Here is a 16,533-nt window from a genome sequence, read left to right as displayed (position 1 = left end):
GGCGTCAGCATGATGTCATCCGGCCGCGTTTTTCAACGGTTCGCGATGCTCCGCAGGCATCCTAACTTTTGAAAAACTCGAGGGCGACGTGCTCGACGTCCGACCACGAATGCGCCAGGTGGACGGCGCCGGCATCGCGCAGCCTGAGATCATGGCCTTCGCGAATATGACTGGCCGCGCACAGCCCAACGACGGTCATGCCAGCAGCAACCGCCGCCCTGATCCCGCTGGCGCTGTCCTCGATCACAAGACATTGCTCCGGACCCACGCCCAATTTGTCGGCAGCGAACAGAAAGATGTCCGGATGCGGCTTTCCTCGCGCGACCATATCGGCACTGAAAACCTGACTGCCGAATTCCGCTTCCAGCGCCAATACCGAAAGGCACAGCTGCAGCCGATCCATCGAACTGGAGGAGGCGATGCACCGGGGCATGTGGGAAAAACGCCGGATGAAATCCGAAGCGCCGCTCACTTCCTTCAAATCCGTCCGGAACCGCTCGAAGGTGGCAAGCTTGAGCTGGTTGGAGAAATCCGCAGGTAGCGGTTTTCCGATGGCCGCTTCGATCTCGGCCACGGCTTCATCCCATCGCCGGCCGGAATAGCGCGCAAGCGCCTGGTCGAGCGTTGTTGAATGACCGAGGCCGGTGACCGTTTCCGCCAGAACGGTATTGGCGATCGCCTCGCTGTCAGCGATGACGCCGTCAAAGTCGAAAATCAATGCGCCCACGATTATCAATTCCAGGAAGGGATCGAGATTCGCAGGTTAGCATGCGGTCCCGCATGAAATGGACTGAGGTGACCGGAAGCAGTCGAACACTTTCTGTTGCCGAGTGTATCACCGGAGGCTCGGGCAGTGGGCTGCGCCTAGCGCTTGGCGGCACCGCTCCCGGCCTTGCAACGCAGATACGGCTTGCCGTCAATTTTGATGGTGCCGTTCGGGCCGGGCGCGAGCTTGATGGTGGCTTTGCGTGGCTCGACGCCCTTGTTGAAATAATCCCAGAATTCAAAGCAGGTGACCGAGAGATTGATGCCGTCTCCGACCACGGTCTTGCGGTCGATCCGGCAGTGATTTTCATATTGGTCGACCATCGGCGCCGGCTTGCCGCCGATCGGTTTGCTCATGTCGATGAGCGTCTTGCTGTCGGGGCCTTCCTTGTTGCGGCAGTCCTTCGCCGTCCTGGCCCAGAGCCCGTCAAAACTCTCCGCGGCTTGCGACGCCGGCGTCGCAGCTTGCGACGCCGGGGTGACGAGGGCGAAAGCGAGCGCGATGCCCGCCATGGTGATGACATTCCGCATGGGACCTGTTCCTGAGACGATGATGCCTGAGATCGCGATCCCAGGCATCACCGCTTCCGGATGTTTTCGAAGATTACTTGACCGAGACGAACGGCACCGCGGAGCCGGGCACCATGGTGGTCGGCAGCACACCGTTCCAGCGCTCGGCCTGCACCAGGGTGACGAGGTTCGGGTTGGTGCCGAGCGCCTTGGCGCGGGCTTCGATCGCGGCGGCTTCGGCTTCGCCGGTCAGCTTGATGTTGGTGGCGCGGGCTTCGCCGTTCAGCCGCAGCGCGTCGGCGGAGGCCTGGGCTTCGGCGCGGACGGCGTTGGCCTTGGCGTTGGCTTGCGTGACGGTGATCTGAGCCTGAACCTTCTCGCGCTCGGCGTTCTGCTGCAGCTTCTGCACCTCGACTTCGGCCAGCATGCGCTGCTCGATCGAATGCAGATAGGTCGAGCTGAACTCGATGTTCTCGAGCTGCACGCTCTCGACGATGATCATCGGATCATCCTTGAGCGAAGCGGTAATGGCGTCCCGGATCGCGTTGTTGAGGGCGCCGCGCTCCTGAATGGCTTTCACCGCGGTATAGCGGCCGAATACGATCTTGACCTGCTGGTTGACGGCAGGGCTGACCACCTGATTGACCGCCGCCTGCAGCCGGCCGAATTTGGCGTAGAGATCGGTTACTTTTTCCGGCGATGCCCGCAACGTGACGCTGATCTTGAGATCGGCGGGCTGCTGGTCGTAGGAATAGGAATTCATCTTGTCCCAGGAGAAGGTCGTGGTCTTGACGCTGACCTTCTCGACGCTGTCGATCAGCGGGATCTTGAAGCCGAGGCCCGGCTGTGCGGTGCCGATAACAGCGCCATAGCGCAGCAGAACGCCGCGCTCGGTCTGATCGACGGTGTACCAGCTTCCGGCTGCAATCAGGCCGACGACGATGACGGCAGCGACGGCGCCGATAATGCCCCTGTACATTTCTAATCTCCTGTGGCTGAAAACGAGTGTTCATGCCACGCAACGTCTAAGGCCTCATCCGGAATTGGATGTGATTCACGTCACTTCGTCTCCTGGACCGCCGAGTTGGTTCAGATCGGAACGAGCGGATTTTTCAAACAGTGAAGGCCGACCAAAGCAGGGAAAGTCCCGCCGCCAGCATGATGCCGTCCATCAGCAGGCGGAACATGTTGGGCTGCAGGTGCAGCACGAAGCGCTTGGCAATGAAGGCGCCGAACATCAGCGAGGAGCCTGCAACCAGGCCTTTCAGCGCCACATCTGATGTCAGCGCGCCGAAGCGTTCGAAGGTAACCGATTTGCTGAGATAGAGCCCCAGCGAGCTTGCGGCTTCGGTGGCGAGGAACGCGCCCTTGTTCAGCCCGTAAAACAGAAACAGCGGCACGCTGAGCGGGCCGGTCGACACCACGATGCCGGTGAGATAGCCGATAACAGCGCCGCCGACCGCCAGATGCCAGAGCCGCGCTTTAAGCTGGTGTCGGTCAAGCCAGTGCCGCACCGGCACCATCGCGATCAGAAACAGCCCGATCGCTATATCGACGGCGTGCGACGGCAAGGCCAGCAGCGTCCGGGCGCCGAGCGCCGCAGCCGGAATTCCGGTGATCGAGTAGGCGAGGCAGGCACGCCAGTCGACCTCACGCCACCAGGCCAGGATACGCGACAGGTTCGCCATCACGGCCGCCACCGCCATGATCGGCACGGCTTCCTTCGGCCCGTATTGATAGATCAGCACCGGCATCAGCATGATCGACGAGCCGGTGCCGACGATGCCGCTGATGGTACCGGCGAGAAGCCCGACCGTGAGGACGAAGAGGAAACCCAAGACTTGCTCCCAAGACTTACTCCGAAGACTTGCTCCCGACTCGATCCGGCGGGACCGGAAAGCTAGCAACTTTCGCGACGCAGCGGCAATGCAACCCGATCACCTTTGGCACGACGTTGCTTGCTGCTGACAGCATGCTGGCAGCAGGCACCGTTTATGAACCTCGCCGTGTCGGATCAATCGGAAGGGAACAGATCGTGCCAATCAAGGGAAGCTGCCATTGTGGCCAGACGCAATTCGAGGTGAACGAGATGCCGGCCGACGTGACCCGCTGCACCTGTTCGCTATGTTCGAAGCGCGGCGCGCTATGGGCCTATTACACGCCCGCGCAATTTCGTCTGACCTCGCCGCCGGAAAATGTCGCCACTTATTTGTGGGGCAGCCGCACCATCAAGCATCATTTCTGCGCCAATTGCGGCTGCGGGACCTATGGGGAATCGCCCGATTGGTCGACGGGTAAACCGGATTTCGAAAATCCCAAGGTCGGCGTCAATGCGCGGCTGTTCGACGATGTCGATCTCGACACCGTGCCGGTGACGGTCATCGACGGCAAGAACCTCTGGTGAGCAAGGACCGCTGGAAAGCGAGGCAGGGCTATGCCGCGTAAAGCTCGATCGGGGCATCGAATCCCTTGAGCTGAAAGGTCTTCGAATGACTCTCCTGCAGATCCGGTCGGGCGCGCTGATAGACCTCCTGCGTCACGAGAATCTGGTCGGCTTCGGCGACCGACTGCGCGCGGGAGGCGGTGTTGACGACGTTGCCGATGGCGGTGAGGTCGCGGTGTGACCGGCCGAACTCGCCAAAACTGAGTTCGCCTGCGTGAATGCCGATGCCGATCCCGAGGTCGCTGGCGTTCAGGCCGAGGGCCACTGCAAGGCTGTCGCGCCGCTCGCGCCAGTTCCTCTGGATATCGCGTGCCGCGAGCAGGGCATTGCGGACATGGTCATCGCGCCGCAACGGAAAATTGAAGACGGCCATGACGGCATCGCCAATCGTCTTGTTGAGGAGCCCCTCATGCGCCCAGATCGCGCCCGCACACTCATCATAGAACGCGTCGAGCAGGCCCGAGACGGCCTCCGCCGACTTCGATTGGGACAGGCTGGTATAGCCGCGCAGATCGGCAAACATCACGGTCGCGTCGATGGTGATCTTGCGGGCTCGCATCACCTTCGTGAACATCAGCTCGCAGATGGTGCAGGTGTTGGGGTTCATTCGGCTGGGGCGAACGCCAAACGCCCGGAACGGCACCGAGATGACCCCGCGGAGCGGAACGGGCATGTGCATCTGCTCCCAGCAGCCCTTGCAGAAACGCGAATGTTGCAGCGCCGCCATTGTTCACCATGCGTCGCGGGAGGGGCAGGCTTGTCGAGCCTACAATTGCGGGCGGGCGCCAGCAAGGCAGCATGCGGGTTCCCCCGGCTGGCGGTCGCGGGCAAAGCTGCTAGGATCGCCTCAAATCCAAAAAAACGGAGGATTGCCATGGACGCCGTGACGCCGAAAGGCCCAGAGACCGCAGACACGCATTCGCATCTCGTTCGCCCGGCCGACATGGAGTGGCAGAAGACCCGTTTCCCCGGTTGCGAAGCCAAGACGCTGCTGTTCGATCGCAAGACCGGCCTGATGACCGCGCTGATGCGGTTTCAACCCGGCGCGGTGCTGCCCGACCATGAGCATGTCAACATCGAGCAGACCTACGTGCTCGAAGGCAGCCTGGTCGATAAGGAGGGGCCGGCAAAGGGCATCGAATGCAAGGCCGGCGAATACATCTGGCGCGAGCAGGGCAGCCGTCACGTCGCCTGGTGCCCCGAGGGCGGGCTGATGCTCGCGATCTTCCAGGTCCCGAACAAGTTCTTCGAGGCCGACGGCCGCGTCGTCGACGCCGCGGGCGAGGACTGGGACCAGATCTGGGGCCATACTAAGAAGGGCTGATCCGCGGGGCATTTGGCTTGCCGAGCCGTAGCTCGCGGGCCGAGCAGCCCGCCTTCGCCTGCGGCTTCGGCGCGGCAGCCTTCACGCGCTTCGCGAGCGAAGGCTGGAACCTGGCAAGGCGGCCTTTACCATGGCGCAGGTTAGCGGTTCCCGGCAGCCGGATTAAGACTTTGCTCAGGACTGATTGGCTACCGTGCAACCCTAAATTGCCGGTGTGCCAGGGGGACTATGTCGCTTTTTAATGCTTCCGATCGGATTTCGCCCGACTGCGATCGGCAGGCCATGGTGGTCCGGCTGACGCCGCTGCTGTATGTCGCGACGCTGTTCGTCTCGGCGCTGCTATTGTTCTCGATCCAGCCGATGTTCGCCAAGATGGTGTTGCCGAAGCTCGGCGGCGCTCCCGCGGTGTGGTCGGTGGCGATGGTGTTTTTCCAGACCGTGCTGCTCAGCGGCTATGCCTACGCGCATCTGCTGAACCGTGTGCTTCCGCCGCGTTGGGCCGCAGTGTTCCACCTTGCGCTGCTCGGCGCAACCGCGACGATGCTGCCGATCGCGATCGCACCTGGATGGGGTGTTCCGCCATCGGATGGGACGGCGCTCTGGCTGTTCGGCCTGTTCGCGGTCTCGATCGGCCTGCCATTCTTCACGCTGTCGGCCAGCGCGCCGCTGCTGCAAAGCTGGTTCGCAGGCAGCGGGCACAGCCGGGCCGGCAATCCTTACGTTCTTTACGCCGCGTCCAACCTTGGTTCGTTCGCGGCACTGTTCGCCTATCCCGTCGTCATCGAACCGTTTCTCACGTTGAAGACGCAGGCTGCGGCGTGGTCGATAGGCTTTGCGCTGCTCGCCATGCTCCTGAGCCTGGTCGCGGTGTTGACGTCGCGCGCGAAGCCTGTCGCCGCAAAGGTCGAGGTTTCTGACGATATGCGCGCGAGTACCGGCGAACGGATGCGGTGGATCGCTCTCGCCGCCGTGCCATCGGGGCTCGTCATCGCGGTCACTGCCTATCTGACGACCGATATCGCCGCCGCACCATTCCTGTGGGTGGTGCCGCTTGCGATTTATCTGCTGACTTTCGTCGCCGTGTTCCGCGAGCGGCCATGGATCGCCCACGCCAATGTGGTGCGCTTCGTTCCGTTCGCGGTGGCGCCGCTCGCGGTCAGCCTGATCGGCGGTGAGAAGGTGTTCTGGCTGACGACCATCGCCCTCAACCTCGTCGTCTTCGCGCTGCTGACGCTGATGTGCCACGGCGAACTTTACGCGCGGCGGCCGAGCCCGCGGCGGTTGACGGAGTTCTATCTCTGCACGTCACTTGGCGGGGTGATCGGTGGCGCCTTTGCGGGGCTGGTCGCGCCGCAGATCTTCAATGGCAATTACGAATATCCGATCCTGATCGCGCTCGCGCTGTTGTGCGCGCCTGGCATTTTTACCGGAGGCGTCCGCAAGGCGCTGACCGGCGCGTTGCCATGGCTTGCGATCAGCGCAGCGCTGGCGCTGGTCTGGTACGTCACGCGCTATCAGCCGCCGGCGACATTGGAACTGGCTTTCCAGGTGCTGCTGGCGCTGCTGGCAGCGGCGACGCTGTTTCAGCGGCAACGGCCGATGCGCTTCGTCGGGCTCGTGATCCTGAGTTTTGCGGTGACCGCCCTGTGGCGGCCCGGCATTGCGCCGATCGAAACCGCGCGCAGTTTCTTCGGCGTCCATAAGGTCGCAGAGATCAACGGCGGCAGTGCCCGTTTGCTCTACCACGGCACCACCATTCATGGCGCGCAGCGGTTGCGCAACGATGATGGCACGCCGGTCACCGGACCGCTCTTGCCGCAGACCTATTACTATCCGGGTGGTCCGTACGCGGAAGCCATTGGCGCCGCCCGTGCCGCGCGGGGCAGCCTTGACCATGTGGCCGTCGTGGGCCTCGGTACCGGCACGCTGGCCTGTCATCGCAAGGGTAGGGAGCGCTGGACCTTCTTCGAGATCGACCCCGAAGTGATCCGGATCGCGCGCGATCCGCGTCGCTTCGAGTTCCTGTCGAAATGCGCCCCCGATGCGCCTATTGTCGCCGGCGACGCGCGCCTGACGCTGGAGGCATCAACCGACCGCTATGATCTGATCGTGCTCGATGCGTTCTCGTCGGATGCGATTCCGGTGCATCTGCTGACGCGCGAAGCGGTTGCGGGTTATCTTTCAAAGCTCACGCCGCATGGTGTGATCGTGGTGCATATCTCCAACCGGTACTTCGATCTCGCGCCTGTTGTGGGTAACGTCGCGCAATCCCTTGGGCTTGTCGCCTACCTGCGCGAAGATACCAGCGCCGGCGATCTGCTGACCACGATGAAAGCCAATGCACGCCTCGTTGTCCTGGCGCGCGATGCGGCCGCCACCGGCAGCGTTGCCGCAAGCTGGACGCCGTTGCAGCCGGACCGGTCGAGCGCGCTGTGGACCGACGATTACTCCAATATTCTTGGCGTCATGCTGCACAAGAAATTCGGCGGGTAACGCCGCACGCAGCCGTCACGACCTGGACCAGAGCGCGAGCCGCGTGTTCAGGCGTCGCAATGGCACGAGGAAGGTGACGAGTTCGACGAAATGATTGGCGCCCGGCAGGCGAAACATCCAGCCGATGAAGGCCGGGATGCCGCCGAGATGCTCGAGCGCGCGCCCGAACGCGGCGATGCCGACGGCATCGAGATCGGGATCGCTGCTGACATAAACGATGCGCTGGCGCTCGAGGCTTGGACGCGCGGGTGCTACCTCGATGGTCAGCCCGTCGGCCGCGCGCCGCATCAGCCAGGCCCACGCCTTGGCGTCGCGACCGGAGTCAGGAAAATGCAGCGTCGCGGTGCGCGCGATATAGGGACGGCGCCGAAAGCGCCAGTCGCGGACCTCGGCACGATAACGCTCCCAGTCTTCCGGCATGGCGAGTGCGATGTGGGCGCGGTTGTACCAGGCGGCGAAAATGCCGTCGAACACTAGAAACATGATCGGCAGCGACCAGGCCGCGCGCGAAGCCACCAGGATCGCGAGCGCCGCCATCACCAATGCCGATGTCAGCTGCATCGGATTGGCAATCGATGCGTAGGGGCCACTGGTCACAACGCGTTTCGGCGGATCGTAGGGGATCGGCGTTCCCCGGCCGACCAATGCGAATTCGTGCGCGGCGGCCCAGCCGATCAGCAGCGAGGGCAGTCCGATCAGGAGCGCCACGATCCATCGCCACGGCGTGGCTTGCGCAAGCGCGTCGATGTAGTCGCGTCCCTCCCATGCCAGCACACACGCCGGGAGCACGAGCAGCATGTAGCCGCCCCAACCGAGCGCATGGAAACAGGTCCGCAACACGGGAAAGCGGTCGGCTTCCGTCAAGCGGGCAAGCATCAGCGCCGGAAGCAGCGCGAAGATGACCGCGACGATTTCGCCAATCAGCCAGTTGTCACCGAGCACCACCAGAGGCTTGAGAAGCGGCATGGATATGATGTCGGCGGCGACCAGACCGGCGATCACGAGTGGCATCGGCAATTTGCGTGAGGCGAGCACCGCGATCGGTCCCCACCAGATCGCCCACCCGATCCAGAGATCGACCGGCAGACCGAGGACGGATGCGGCATCAGGTTGAAACCGCCACCAGCCCGCTTGCTGGGCGAACCAATTGAGCAACAGGAGCGCCGGCAATTGCCAGAGGCCGCCCAGCATCGCCGCGGTCGCCTGCCGCGGCGAGCATCGGACCAACACCAGCATCAGCATGGCCGCGAGGGTCGGCCCGATGAGGAGGGTGGTTCTCGCCAGCGCGACGAATTCGGAGCTGTCAGTCACGGCGGCGTTCCCCGTAGAGCCAGCCGATCGCGACCGATGAGGCCAGCAAGGCCGGTACAGCGAGGATCATCGGCGCGAGCCACGGGCCCGACAAGGTGCCGATGGCGCAGCCGGCCACCGTCAATCGCTTGGCCAGCCGCGAGATCAGGGCGGGAGGGTCAGGCGCGAAGGCCAATGTAATGCCGAGCAGCGCCGGAAAGAGGATCGTCAGCGCCATCCGCTCAAGCGGCCAGACATGCTGATAGATCAGCAGTGAAGTGCCGGCACATGCCACGACCACGAATGAGAGGCCCTGCGCCTGCGGTCGCGCCACTGCGGCCGCAGCTGCGTCGATCCATAGGGATAATCCGGACCGGCCTGGGCAGGCGGCATGGCAACGACCTCCGGCGAGAGCCTAGCCGCAAAGCCCTAATGAAGTTTAGGAAACTTGGCTTCAAATGGAAGCAATGCGGCGTTGGCCGTCTACTTCAACACGATCCACGCTGGGGCGTGATCGCTGGCGCTGTCTTCGCCGCGGATCTTGCGGTCGACGCCGGCTTTCAACAAGCGCGGCGCCAGCACGGGGCTCAGCAGCAGATGATCGAGCCGCAGGCCCGCGTCACGCGGCCAGCGGTTGCGCTTGTAGTCCCAGAACGTGAACATCGGCTTTGACGGATGCAGCGTGCGGATGGCGTCGGTCCAGCCTTGCGCCGTCAGCGTCTTGAACGCCGCACGGCTTTTCGGCTGGATCAGCGCGTCCTTGTCCCAGGATTTGGTCGGATAGATATCCAGTTCGGTCGGCGCGACGTTGTAGTCGCCGGCCAGCACCACGGGGAAATCCTGCTTGATGAATTTCGCGGCGTGCGAGCGCAGCCGCTTGAACCAGTCGAGCTTGTAGTCGAACTTCGGCCCGGGCTGCGGATTGCCGTTCGGCAGATAGAGACTGGTGACGATGACGCCGTTGACGGCGGCCTCAATGTAGCGCGCCTCGTTATCCCCAGCGTTGCCGGGCAGGGCGGTCCGCGTCAGTACCGGTTCGGCGTTGCGCGCCAGGATGGCGACGCCGTTCCAGGTCTTCTGGCCGCGCCACACCGCGCCATAGCCGGCCTTCTCGATTGCAGCAGCCGGAAAATCGGCGTCGGCCGATTTCAACTCCTGCAACGCCACGACATCCGGTTTTGCCGAACGCAGCCAGCGCAGCAAATTGGGCAGGCGGCGATTGATGTTGTTGATGTTGAAGGTGGCGATCTTCATGCCTGACAGGAATTGTCAGGTCGGCAGCGGAGGCGGGGCCTGAGCTGGCGCGGCGGCCGGTTCAGCGGTCGCGGGCACTGGTTCGATTGCCGGTGGTGTTGACGCCGTTACCGACGGCGCCTCCAGCTTTGCCTCGCCGCCCTTGTAAATCCGCGCATAGCGCTTGCCGAGGCTGGTCAGCACTTCATAGCCGATGGTGCCGAAATGATGGGCGAGTTCATCGACCGTGATGCCTTCGCCGATCAGCGTCACCATGTGGCCACGCCGCACGGCGTTCTTCTCCAGATCGGTGACGTCGACCGCCATCAGGTCCATCGAGACGCGACCCGCGATCGGGCAGCGCTTGCCGGCGACCACCACCTCGGCGCCCCGGCTGCCGTCATTCGAACTGGCGGCGCGGAAATATCCGTCGGCATAGCCTGCGGAGACGATCGCGACCCGCGTCGGCCGCCGCGCGGTCCAGGTGCCGCCATAACCGACGGTCTCGCCCTTTTCCAGATTGCGGATCTGCACGATGCGCGCCTTCAATTCGACGACCGGCTGCATCGGATTGTCGGCTTCCGGTGTCGGATTGATGCCGTAGACGGCGGCGCCCGGCCGCACCAGTTCGAACTGGAACTGCGGCCCCAGGAAAACGCCGGACGAATTCGCCAGCGACGCCGGCACGCCCGCGAACAGGCTCGCGATTTCGCGGAAGGTCGTGAGCTGCTTGGCGTTGAGCGGGTTGTTGAGGAGTTCGGCGGAGGCGAGGTGGCTCATCACAAGCGTGATGCCGTGATCGCCGGCATTGATGCGCGGAATGATACCTTGCGCCTCGGTCACGGTCAGGCCGAGCCGGTTCATGCCGGTGTCGATGTGGATGGCCGCACCGCCGGACCAGCCCGAGCGGCGGCAGAACACGTCCCATTCGGCGAGTTCGTTGAGATCGCCGATCACGGGCTTGCAGTCGAGCTTGGCGTAGGCGTCGCCGGTGTTCTGGAAGAAGCCGTCGAGCGTATAAATCGTGACGGTGGGCAGAGCCTCACGGACCACGCGGGCTTCCTCGAGCGTCGCAACGAAGAACGTCTTGCAGCCGGCGTTGGCCAGCGCGCGCGCGACCTGTTCAGCGCCGCAGCCATAGGCGTCCGCTTTCACCACGCCGGCGCATTCGGCCGGCACGGCGGTCTTTTCGAGCTTGCGCCAGTTGGCGACGATGGCGTCGAGATCGACGGTCAGCACGCCGGTGACGCTCGCCAGCGCGGCGGCCTGGTTCGCCTCGGGCGAGAGCAGGGTGCTGGTTGGGATGGATTTGGGGTCGGATGCGATGTTCATGCCGCATTTTACGCGGGCGAACGCCATGGTTCAACCGCGCAGAAGGCAGGACTGGGGCACGATCGGTCCTGATTGATCAGAACCGATCGCGCTCCAGATTATTGTTTTGACGTGTTTTCTTCACGCGAACCTAGCACCACCCCGGATCAAGTCCGACGCTTCGCTGGAAACCGCGCTAGGGCGCGCGGTAGGGTAGATTATCCCCTTCGGCGAAATCGCTAAACCGCGTGAACTGCCCCTCGAATTGCAGTTGGACCGTACCCGTCGGTCCGTGGCGCTGCTTGGCGATGATGACCTCGGCCTTGCCGTGAGCGAGCTCCATGTCGAGCTTCCATTTCTCGTGCTCGGGCGTACCGATTTTGGGTTCCTTGTTCTGCAAATAATATTCCTCGCGGTACACGAACAGCACCACGTCGGCGTCCTGTTCGATCGAGCCGGATTCGCGCAAGTCAGCCAATTGCGGGTGCTTGTCGTCGCGGCTTTCGACCTGTCGCGACAGCTGCGAGAGCGCGACCACGGGAATATTGAGTTCCTTGGCGAGCGCTTTCAGGCTGGTGGTGATTTCGGTGACTTCCTGCACGCGATTGTCGTTGCCGCGCTTGCCGGAGCCCTGCAGCAGCTGGATGTAGTCGACCACGATGATGTCGAGGCCCTTCTGCCGCTTCAGCCGCCGCGCGCGCGCCGTCAATTGCGAGATCGAAAGGCCGCCCGTTTCGTCGACGAACAGCGGCAAGTGCTCGAGCTTGATGGTGTAGTCGCGGATCCTGTCGAATTCGTCCTGTTTGATCCCGCCGCGGCGGATCATGCTGGACGCAATGCCGGTTTGCTCGGCCAGAATACGCGTGGCGAGCTGTTCGGCGGACATTTCGCAGGAGAAGAAGCCGACAACGCCGCCATTGACCGACTTCATGGTGCCGTCGGCTTGAACTTCCGCCTGGTGCGCTTCGGCGATGTTATAGGCGATATTGGTGGCAAGCGCGGTCTTGCCCATGCCGGGACGTCCGGCCACGATGATCAAGTCCGACCGCTGCAGGCCGCCCATCTTGGAGTCGAGATCGCGGAGGCCAGTTGAAATGCCGGACAATTTTCCGTCGCGCTGATAGGCGTTGGCCGCCATATCGAGCGCGGTCTTCATCGCCTGCGCGAAACGCTGGAAGCCGCCGTCGTAACGGCCGGACTCCGCCAGCTCGTAGAGCTGGCGTTCGGCGTCCTCGATCTGCGCGCGCGGGGCAAAATCCACCGGCGCGTCGAACGCAACGTTGACCATGTCCTCGCCGATCCGGATCAGATCGCGGCGCAACGCCATGTCGTAGATCGTCCGGCCGTAATCCTGCGCGTTGATGATGGTGGTGGCCTCGGCCGCGACACGGGCGAGGTACTGGCCAACCGTCATGCCGCCAATATCAGTCTCGGCGGGCAGGAAGGTTTTCAACGTGACGGGCGTCGCCACCTTGCCCATCCGGATCAGGCTGCCGGCGGTCTCGTAGATCGCCTGATGAATCGGTTCGAAGAAGTGTTTTGGTTCGAGGAAGTCCGAAACCCGGTAGAACGCGTCGTTATTGACCAGGATCGCGCCAAGCAGACTCTGTTCGGCTTCGATATTGTGCGGCGCACTCCGATAGGCCGGAGTTCCCGCGTCGGGGGCAAGCTTCAGAATGTTCGAATCAGTCAGCGCCATGCTCGGAATTGTTCTTCGGATTTGGGTCGGTATTTGGGATGCCGGATTGGGGCGGCGATAAAGCGCTCCCCTCGTGCCGAGCGGAAGTACCTACATGCCTTATGCCCGATTCACACAAGCGAGATGTGAATCCCCGTCGGTCGTTGCGGCATTGCACTTGACGGGTTTTGGCCAAAACCGCGCGGCGGCCGGGCGGTGCCACCGAATTCACGAAAATGTTGGGAAAGCTGTTAGGGCCAACTGAACTTTATCGCCAGTTGGACAGACCTATCCAAGGCTGCGGAGGTCATCCGGGCCGCGATGTTAGCGATTGATCAAGCCAGGATGAGAAAGATCAACGCGATCAGGGCCGAGCCGATGCCGGTCGCGATCAAGGCGTAATCGACGATGAGATCGGCGCGAGGGACGAGCGAGGTTGAGTAGGTTTTCTGGGCCATTCAGTAGTTTTACGGCAATCAGCCGGCGAACTCTGTGAACCAGATCACATCCGAGGGGCTTTCTGGCCGGCATCCTGGTCGAGGAATTCGGGAACGGGTTTTAGGCTTTCGGGTTGGTTAAGAGCAGGGATCAAGGACAAGACGATGGGTCAACAGCTCGGTACATGGCGATCAGGAGGCGACCAGCGCGCTTGGTTGTCGATGCTGATCGACACCATGGAACTCGTCTCGCGCCCGGAATCGCGTGCCGTGCCCTGCGATATCGACGTATTGGATGCTCTGCGCGCGCAACTCGCGCGCCCGGCAACTGCCGGAATAGCCTACGGCTCGGGCTACAGCTTCCGAAACTAAGACATTCAGCTCAAAATCGGCTTACTCGCCCGCGATCTGCAGCCGCGGCTGCTTGCCTGTTTCGATCCCGCGCAGCCGCGCCTCTTCACGCGCGATGTAGTCGCGTGTCATCGGTACGACGCCCTGGCGCCTGGTGAGCTGGATCTGGAAATTCATCAGGTTCTGCTTGCGGAACGACATTTCTGAAGCGGCCAGGTAGAATTCCCACATTCGGGCGAAGCGCTCGTCGTAAAGCCGCACGGCCTCTTCGCGCCGCGCCATGAAGCGCTCGCGCCAGGCTTTCAGCGTCTCCGCATAATGCAGCCGAAGGATTTCGATATCACAGACCAGAAGCCCGGCGCTCTCGATCGCCGGCGTCACTTCCGACATCGCGGGGATGTAGCCACCCGGGAAAATATACTTGGTGATCCAGGGGCTGGTCACGTCGGGGCCGGTCGAGCGGCCGATCGAGTGCAGCACCATGATCCCGTCGTCGCTGAGTAACTCGGCGCATCGCTTGAAGAAGGTCTCATAAAACCCGACGCCGACATGCTCGAACATCCCGACCGACACGATCCGGTCGAACGGACCGGGAATGTCGCGGTAGTCGCTGAGCAGGAATTTCGCCTGACGGCCCAGCTTTTTCTCCCCGGCGCGGGCGTTAGCGACCTGCAATTGCTCGGTCGATAGCGTAATGCCGGTAACATCGGCGCCGGTCATCTCGGCCAGATAGAGCCCAAGGCCGCCCCAGCCCGAGCCGATGTCGAGCACGCGGTCGCCGCGCCCGATTCTGAGCTTGGCGGCGAGGTGGCGCTTCTTGGCCAACTGGGCATCATCGAGCGTGGCATCCGGCGTCTCGAAATAGGCGCAGCTATATTGCTTGTCGGCGTCGAGGAAGAGCGAATAGAGCCGCCCGTCGAGATCATAATGATGTGCGACATTGTTTCGTGACCGGCCGCGCCAGTTGAACTGACTGAAGTGCCGGGCGAGATAGCGCATCCACCATTGCAGCCGAGCCCATTGCGGCACCATGGCCGGCTGATCGAGCAGGATCGCCAGCGCGTCTGCGATCGAGCCATTTTCGACCACGAACGTGCCGTCCATATAGGCTTCGCCCAACGCCAGTTCGGGATTGAGGAGGATCCGCCGCTCGGTGCGCGGGCTCAGGAACCGGGCCGATACCGGCCGCCCGGTGCCGTCGCCGCAGGTAAATGTGGTCCCGCTCGCGGCCGTGAATGTCATCGTGCCGCGGCGGATGAACTGTCCCAGGAAATAACGCAACAAACGATCCATCAAAGCACCAATGGAACGACCGGCCCGTTACAACCGACGCACGGCGGGAACGAATGTTCCAATGTGCGTCAACCAGACCATAATCGTGATCAGCCCGACGGGCTAGGGCGTTGTAGTCAAAGCGGATATTCCCAAATGTGGAGATCACGCAGTTGCGTCACAAGTGAGCTTCCATTCGTAGGATAATCGGCTAAAAGGTGACCGCCGTCGGCCGTGTTGCGCGACGCTGGAAGCGATTCCAATTGGAGAAGCAGGGAATGTTGAGCCGAGCGCTCAGTCTGGCGACGGTGATGCTTCTGGTTGGCTGTCTCGTGGCGCGGGCTGAAAACCTGGAGGCCGGCAAGACCCCTTCCCAGATCTTCGCGGGTACCTGCAATGCCTGCCACAAGAGCCCCCGCGGCCTGTTGAAGAACGTTTCGGCGTCGTCGCTGCCCGGCTTCCTGCGCCAGCACTACACCACCAGCAGCGAGATGGCCGGGGTGCTAGCCTCGTTCCTGATCTCGAACGGCGCGGCCGACGCACGATTTCAGAGCAAGGATCAGCCGAAGACCGATGCGGCAAAGGGCGCCAAGCAAGAGGCTGCCAGGCCGGATCAGCCCGACCGATTCGGCCGCCGGCAACATCCCGCCGCCACGCAAGAGGCGTCCCGGCCCGACGCCGACGGGCTCACGCCGCAAGGCCCCGGACGCGACGGCAAGCGACGGCCGGGCCAGCAGCCGCCCGATGCCGCCAGGCCCGCCGATGGCCAGACGCCGCAGGCCGCGACCGACAGCAAAGCGGGCGCCAAGCAGAAGCTCGGCAAGCGCGGCAAGCCTGCCGAAGAGCCGCCGAAACCGGACGAGGCGGTCAAGGAAGAAGCCAAGCGCGAAACCGCCAAGGTGGATGCCGGCGAAAAGCCTGAAGCCGCCAAGCCGGCGGGCGAGGGCACCTCTGACTCGAGCAAGTCTGAAACAGGCAAACCTGAAACAGGCAAATCTGAAGCAGCGAAGCCTGAATCAGCCAAGTCAGAAACCGCCAAGGTCGATGCGCCCAGGGAAACCGGCGGCAGCGAACCAACGCCGCTGCGGCCTGATCCAGTCCCGCCGGTCACGCCCGCGCCGGCGGCCGCCGCACCAACTCCCAGCGGTACATCAGAACCGGCCGCGATCGCGAGAGAGCCCGCCGCGATTCCAAGTCCGTCGGGGCCCGCCGCAGCACCTGCGCCGGCCACTCCGCCCGAGGTGACGGCAGCTGCGCCGCCTCCACCGGCGGTTGCGCCGGCGGGGCCGCCCGCACCGCCCATTTCCCAGTAACGCCGCGTTCCAACAACGCACGCCAATAACGTTCGCGACGGAAAGCTCGCGAGCGGACTTGCTCAAGCATCTCTAGAGTATTACTCTAGAGCAACGATCTAACCGGCGAGGTT

The 16,533-nt window shown here is 63.1% G+C and carries 18 protein-coding genes; 6 read left to right on the top strand and 12 right to left on the bottom strand.

Annotation, left to right across the window (positions count from 1 at the left end):
- Positions 1 to 61: 61 nt before the first annotated feature.
- Complete coding sequence (locus JQ611_RS02740) at positions 62 to 661, bottom strand: HAD family phosphatase (RefSeq protein ID WP_249132902.1); 600 nt, start codon at positions 659 to 661, stop codon at positions 62 to 64.
- Here JQ611_RS02740 and JQ611_RS41550 point away from each other — a divergent pair.
- Positions 632 to 784, top strand: a complete 153-nt coding sequence (locus tag JQ611_RS41550) for a hypothetical protein (protein ID WP_249132924.1) — start codon at positions 632 to 634, stop codon at positions 782 to 784. The two genes, JQ611_RS02740 and JQ611_RS41550, sit on opposite strands and share 30 nt — an antisense overlap.
- Positions 785 to 864: 80 nt before the next feature.
- Here JQ611_RS41550 and JQ611_RS02735 read toward each other — a convergent pair whose 3' ends face one another.
- The 3 genes from JQ611_RS02735 to JQ611_RS02725 form a co-directional block, all read right to left on the bottom strand.
- Positions 865 to 1,296 (bottom strand): hypothetical protein, encoded by a 432-nt coding sequence (locus JQ611_RS02735; RefSeq protein ID WP_212464440.1) that lies wholly within the window; start codon positions 1,294 to 1,296, stop codon positions 865 to 867.
- A 73-nt stretch (positions 1,297 to 1,369) separates the two neighbouring features.
- The gene (locus JQ611_RS02730; RefSeq protein WP_192740676.1) at positions 1,370 to 2,254 is read right to left on the bottom strand and encodes a prohibitin family protein; all 885 of its coding nucleotides are present in this window, start codon (positions 2,252 to 2,254) and stop codon (positions 1,370 to 1,372) included.
- A gap of 133 nt (positions 2,255 to 2,387) precedes the next feature.
- Entirely contained in the window at positions 2,388 to 3,113 is a 726-nt protein-coding gene (locus JQ611_RS02725) for a sulfite exporter TauE/SafE family protein (protein WP_212264818.1), read from the bottom strand.
- A 197-nt stretch (positions 3,114 to 3,310) separates the two neighbouring features.
- Here JQ611_RS02725 and JQ611_RS02720 point away from each other — a divergent pair, with 197 nt between their 5' ends.
- On the top strand, positions 3,311 to 3,679 hold the full coding sequence (locus JQ611_RS02720) for a GFA family protein (RefSeq protein WP_212264817.1): 369 nt from the start codon (positions 3,311 to 3,313) through the stop codon (positions 3,677 to 3,679).
- 28 nt (positions 3,680 to 3,707) lie between these two features.
- On the opposite strand, the gene JQ611_RS02715 is transcribed toward JQ611_RS02720, so the two are convergent.
- On the bottom strand, positions 3,708 to 4,436 hold the full coding sequence (locus JQ611_RS02715) for an adenylate/guanylate cyclase domain-containing protein (RefSeq protein ID WP_212464638.1): 729 nt from the start codon (positions 4,434 to 4,436) through the stop codon (positions 3,708 to 3,710).
- Between the two features lie 156 nt (positions 4,437 to 4,592).
- Between JQ611_RS02715 and JQ611_RS02710 the strand changes: the two genes are divergently transcribed.
- Positions 4,593 to 5,042 carry a cupin domain-containing protein gene (locus JQ611_RS02710; protein WP_212388616.1) on the top strand — a complete coding sequence of 150 codons (450 nt, stop codon included), beginning with the start codon at positions 4,593 to 4,595 and terminating at the stop codon, positions 5,040 to 5,042.
- 228 nt (positions 5,043 to 5,270) lie between these two features.
- Positions 5,271 to 7,535: a fused MFS/spermidine synthase gene (locus JQ611_RS02705; RefSeq protein ID WP_212464439.1), complete on the top strand. Its 2,265-nt coding sequence runs from the start codon at positions 5,271 to 5,273 to the stop codon at positions 7,533 to 7,535.
- Between the two features lie 15 nt (positions 7,536 to 7,550).
- On the opposite strand, the gene JQ611_RS42655 is transcribed toward JQ611_RS02705, so the two are convergent.
- From JQ611_RS42655 to JQ611_RS42365, 6 genes are all read right to left on the bottom strand, one after another.
- A complete protein-coding gene (locus JQ611_RS42655; RefSeq protein ID WP_212464438.1) occupies positions 7,551 to 8,846 on the bottom strand; it encodes an isoprenylcysteine carboxylmethyltransferase family protein in 1,296 nt (431 codons plus the stop codon).
- Complete coding sequence (locus tag JQ611_RS02695) at positions 8,839 to 9,159, bottom strand: hypothetical protein (RefSeq protein ID WP_212464437.1); 321 nt, start codon at positions 9,157 to 9,159, stop codon at positions 8,839 to 8,841. Before JQ611_RS02695 ends, JQ611_RS42655 begins: the two co-directional genes overlap by 8 nt.
- Positions 9,160 to 9,308: 149 nt before the next feature.
- Positions 9,309 to 10,079, bottom strand: a complete 771-nt coding sequence (locus JQ611_RS02690; RefSeq protein WP_212264812.1) for an exodeoxyribonuclease III — start codon at positions 10,077 to 10,079, stop codon at positions 9,309 to 9,311.
- Between the two features lie 15 nt (positions 10,080 to 10,094).
- Positions 10,095 to 11,390 carry an alanine racemase gene (gene alr, locus JQ611_RS02685; RefSeq protein WP_212264811.1) on the bottom strand — a complete coding sequence of 432 codons (1,296 nt, stop codon included), beginning with the start codon at positions 11,388 to 11,390 and terminating at the stop codon, positions 10,095 to 10,097.
- 175 nt (positions 11,391 to 11,565) lie between these two features.
- Positions 11,566 to 13,068, bottom strand: coding sequence for a replicative DNA helicase (locus JQ611_RS02680; protein ID WP_212264810.1), 1,503 nt, complete (start codon positions 13,066 to 13,068; stop codon positions 11,566 to 11,568).
- A 314-nt stretch (positions 13,069 to 13,382) separates the two neighbouring features.
- Positions 13,383 to 13,505 (bottom strand): hypothetical protein, encoded by a 123-nt coding sequence (locus JQ611_RS42365; protein WP_283813416.1) that lies wholly within the window; start codon positions 13,503 to 13,505, stop codon positions 13,383 to 13,385.
- A gap of 144 nt (positions 13,506 to 13,649) precedes the next feature.
- On the opposite strand from JQ611_RS42365, the gene JQ611_RS02675 reads away from it, so the two are divergent.
- A complete protein-coding gene (locus tag JQ611_RS02675; RefSeq protein ID WP_212442067.1) occupies positions 13,650 to 13,856 on the top strand; it encodes a transcriptional regulator in 207 nt (68 codons plus the stop codon).
- A gap of 21 nt (positions 13,857 to 13,877) precedes the next feature.
- Here the strand turns inward: JQ611_RS02675 and JQ611_RS02670 are convergent, their stop codons facing one another.
- Positions 13,878 to 15,128 (bottom strand): cyclopropane-fatty-acyl-phospholipid synthase family protein, encoded by a 1,251-nt coding sequence (locus tag JQ611_RS02670; protein WP_212464436.1) that lies wholly within the window; start codon positions 15,126 to 15,128, stop codon positions 13,878 to 13,880.
- A 257-nt stretch (positions 15,129 to 15,385) separates the two neighbouring features.
- Here JQ611_RS02670 and JQ611_RS02665 point away from each other — a divergent pair, with 257 nt between their 5' ends.
- A complete protein-coding gene (locus JQ611_RS02665) occupies positions 15,386 to 16,420 on the top strand; it encodes a hypothetical protein (RefSeq protein WP_212464435.1) in 1,035 nt (344 codons plus the stop codon).
- Positions 16,421 to 16,533: the final 113 nt, after the last annotated feature.

This window comes from Bradyrhizobium sp. AUGA SZCCT0182 (genome assembly GCF_018130185.1).
Taxonomy (GTDB): domain Bacteria; phylum Pseudomonadota; class Alphaproteobacteria; order Rhizobiales; family Xanthobacteraceae; genus Bradyrhizobium.
This window is presented reverse-complemented; position numbering and strand designations above follow the sequence as displayed.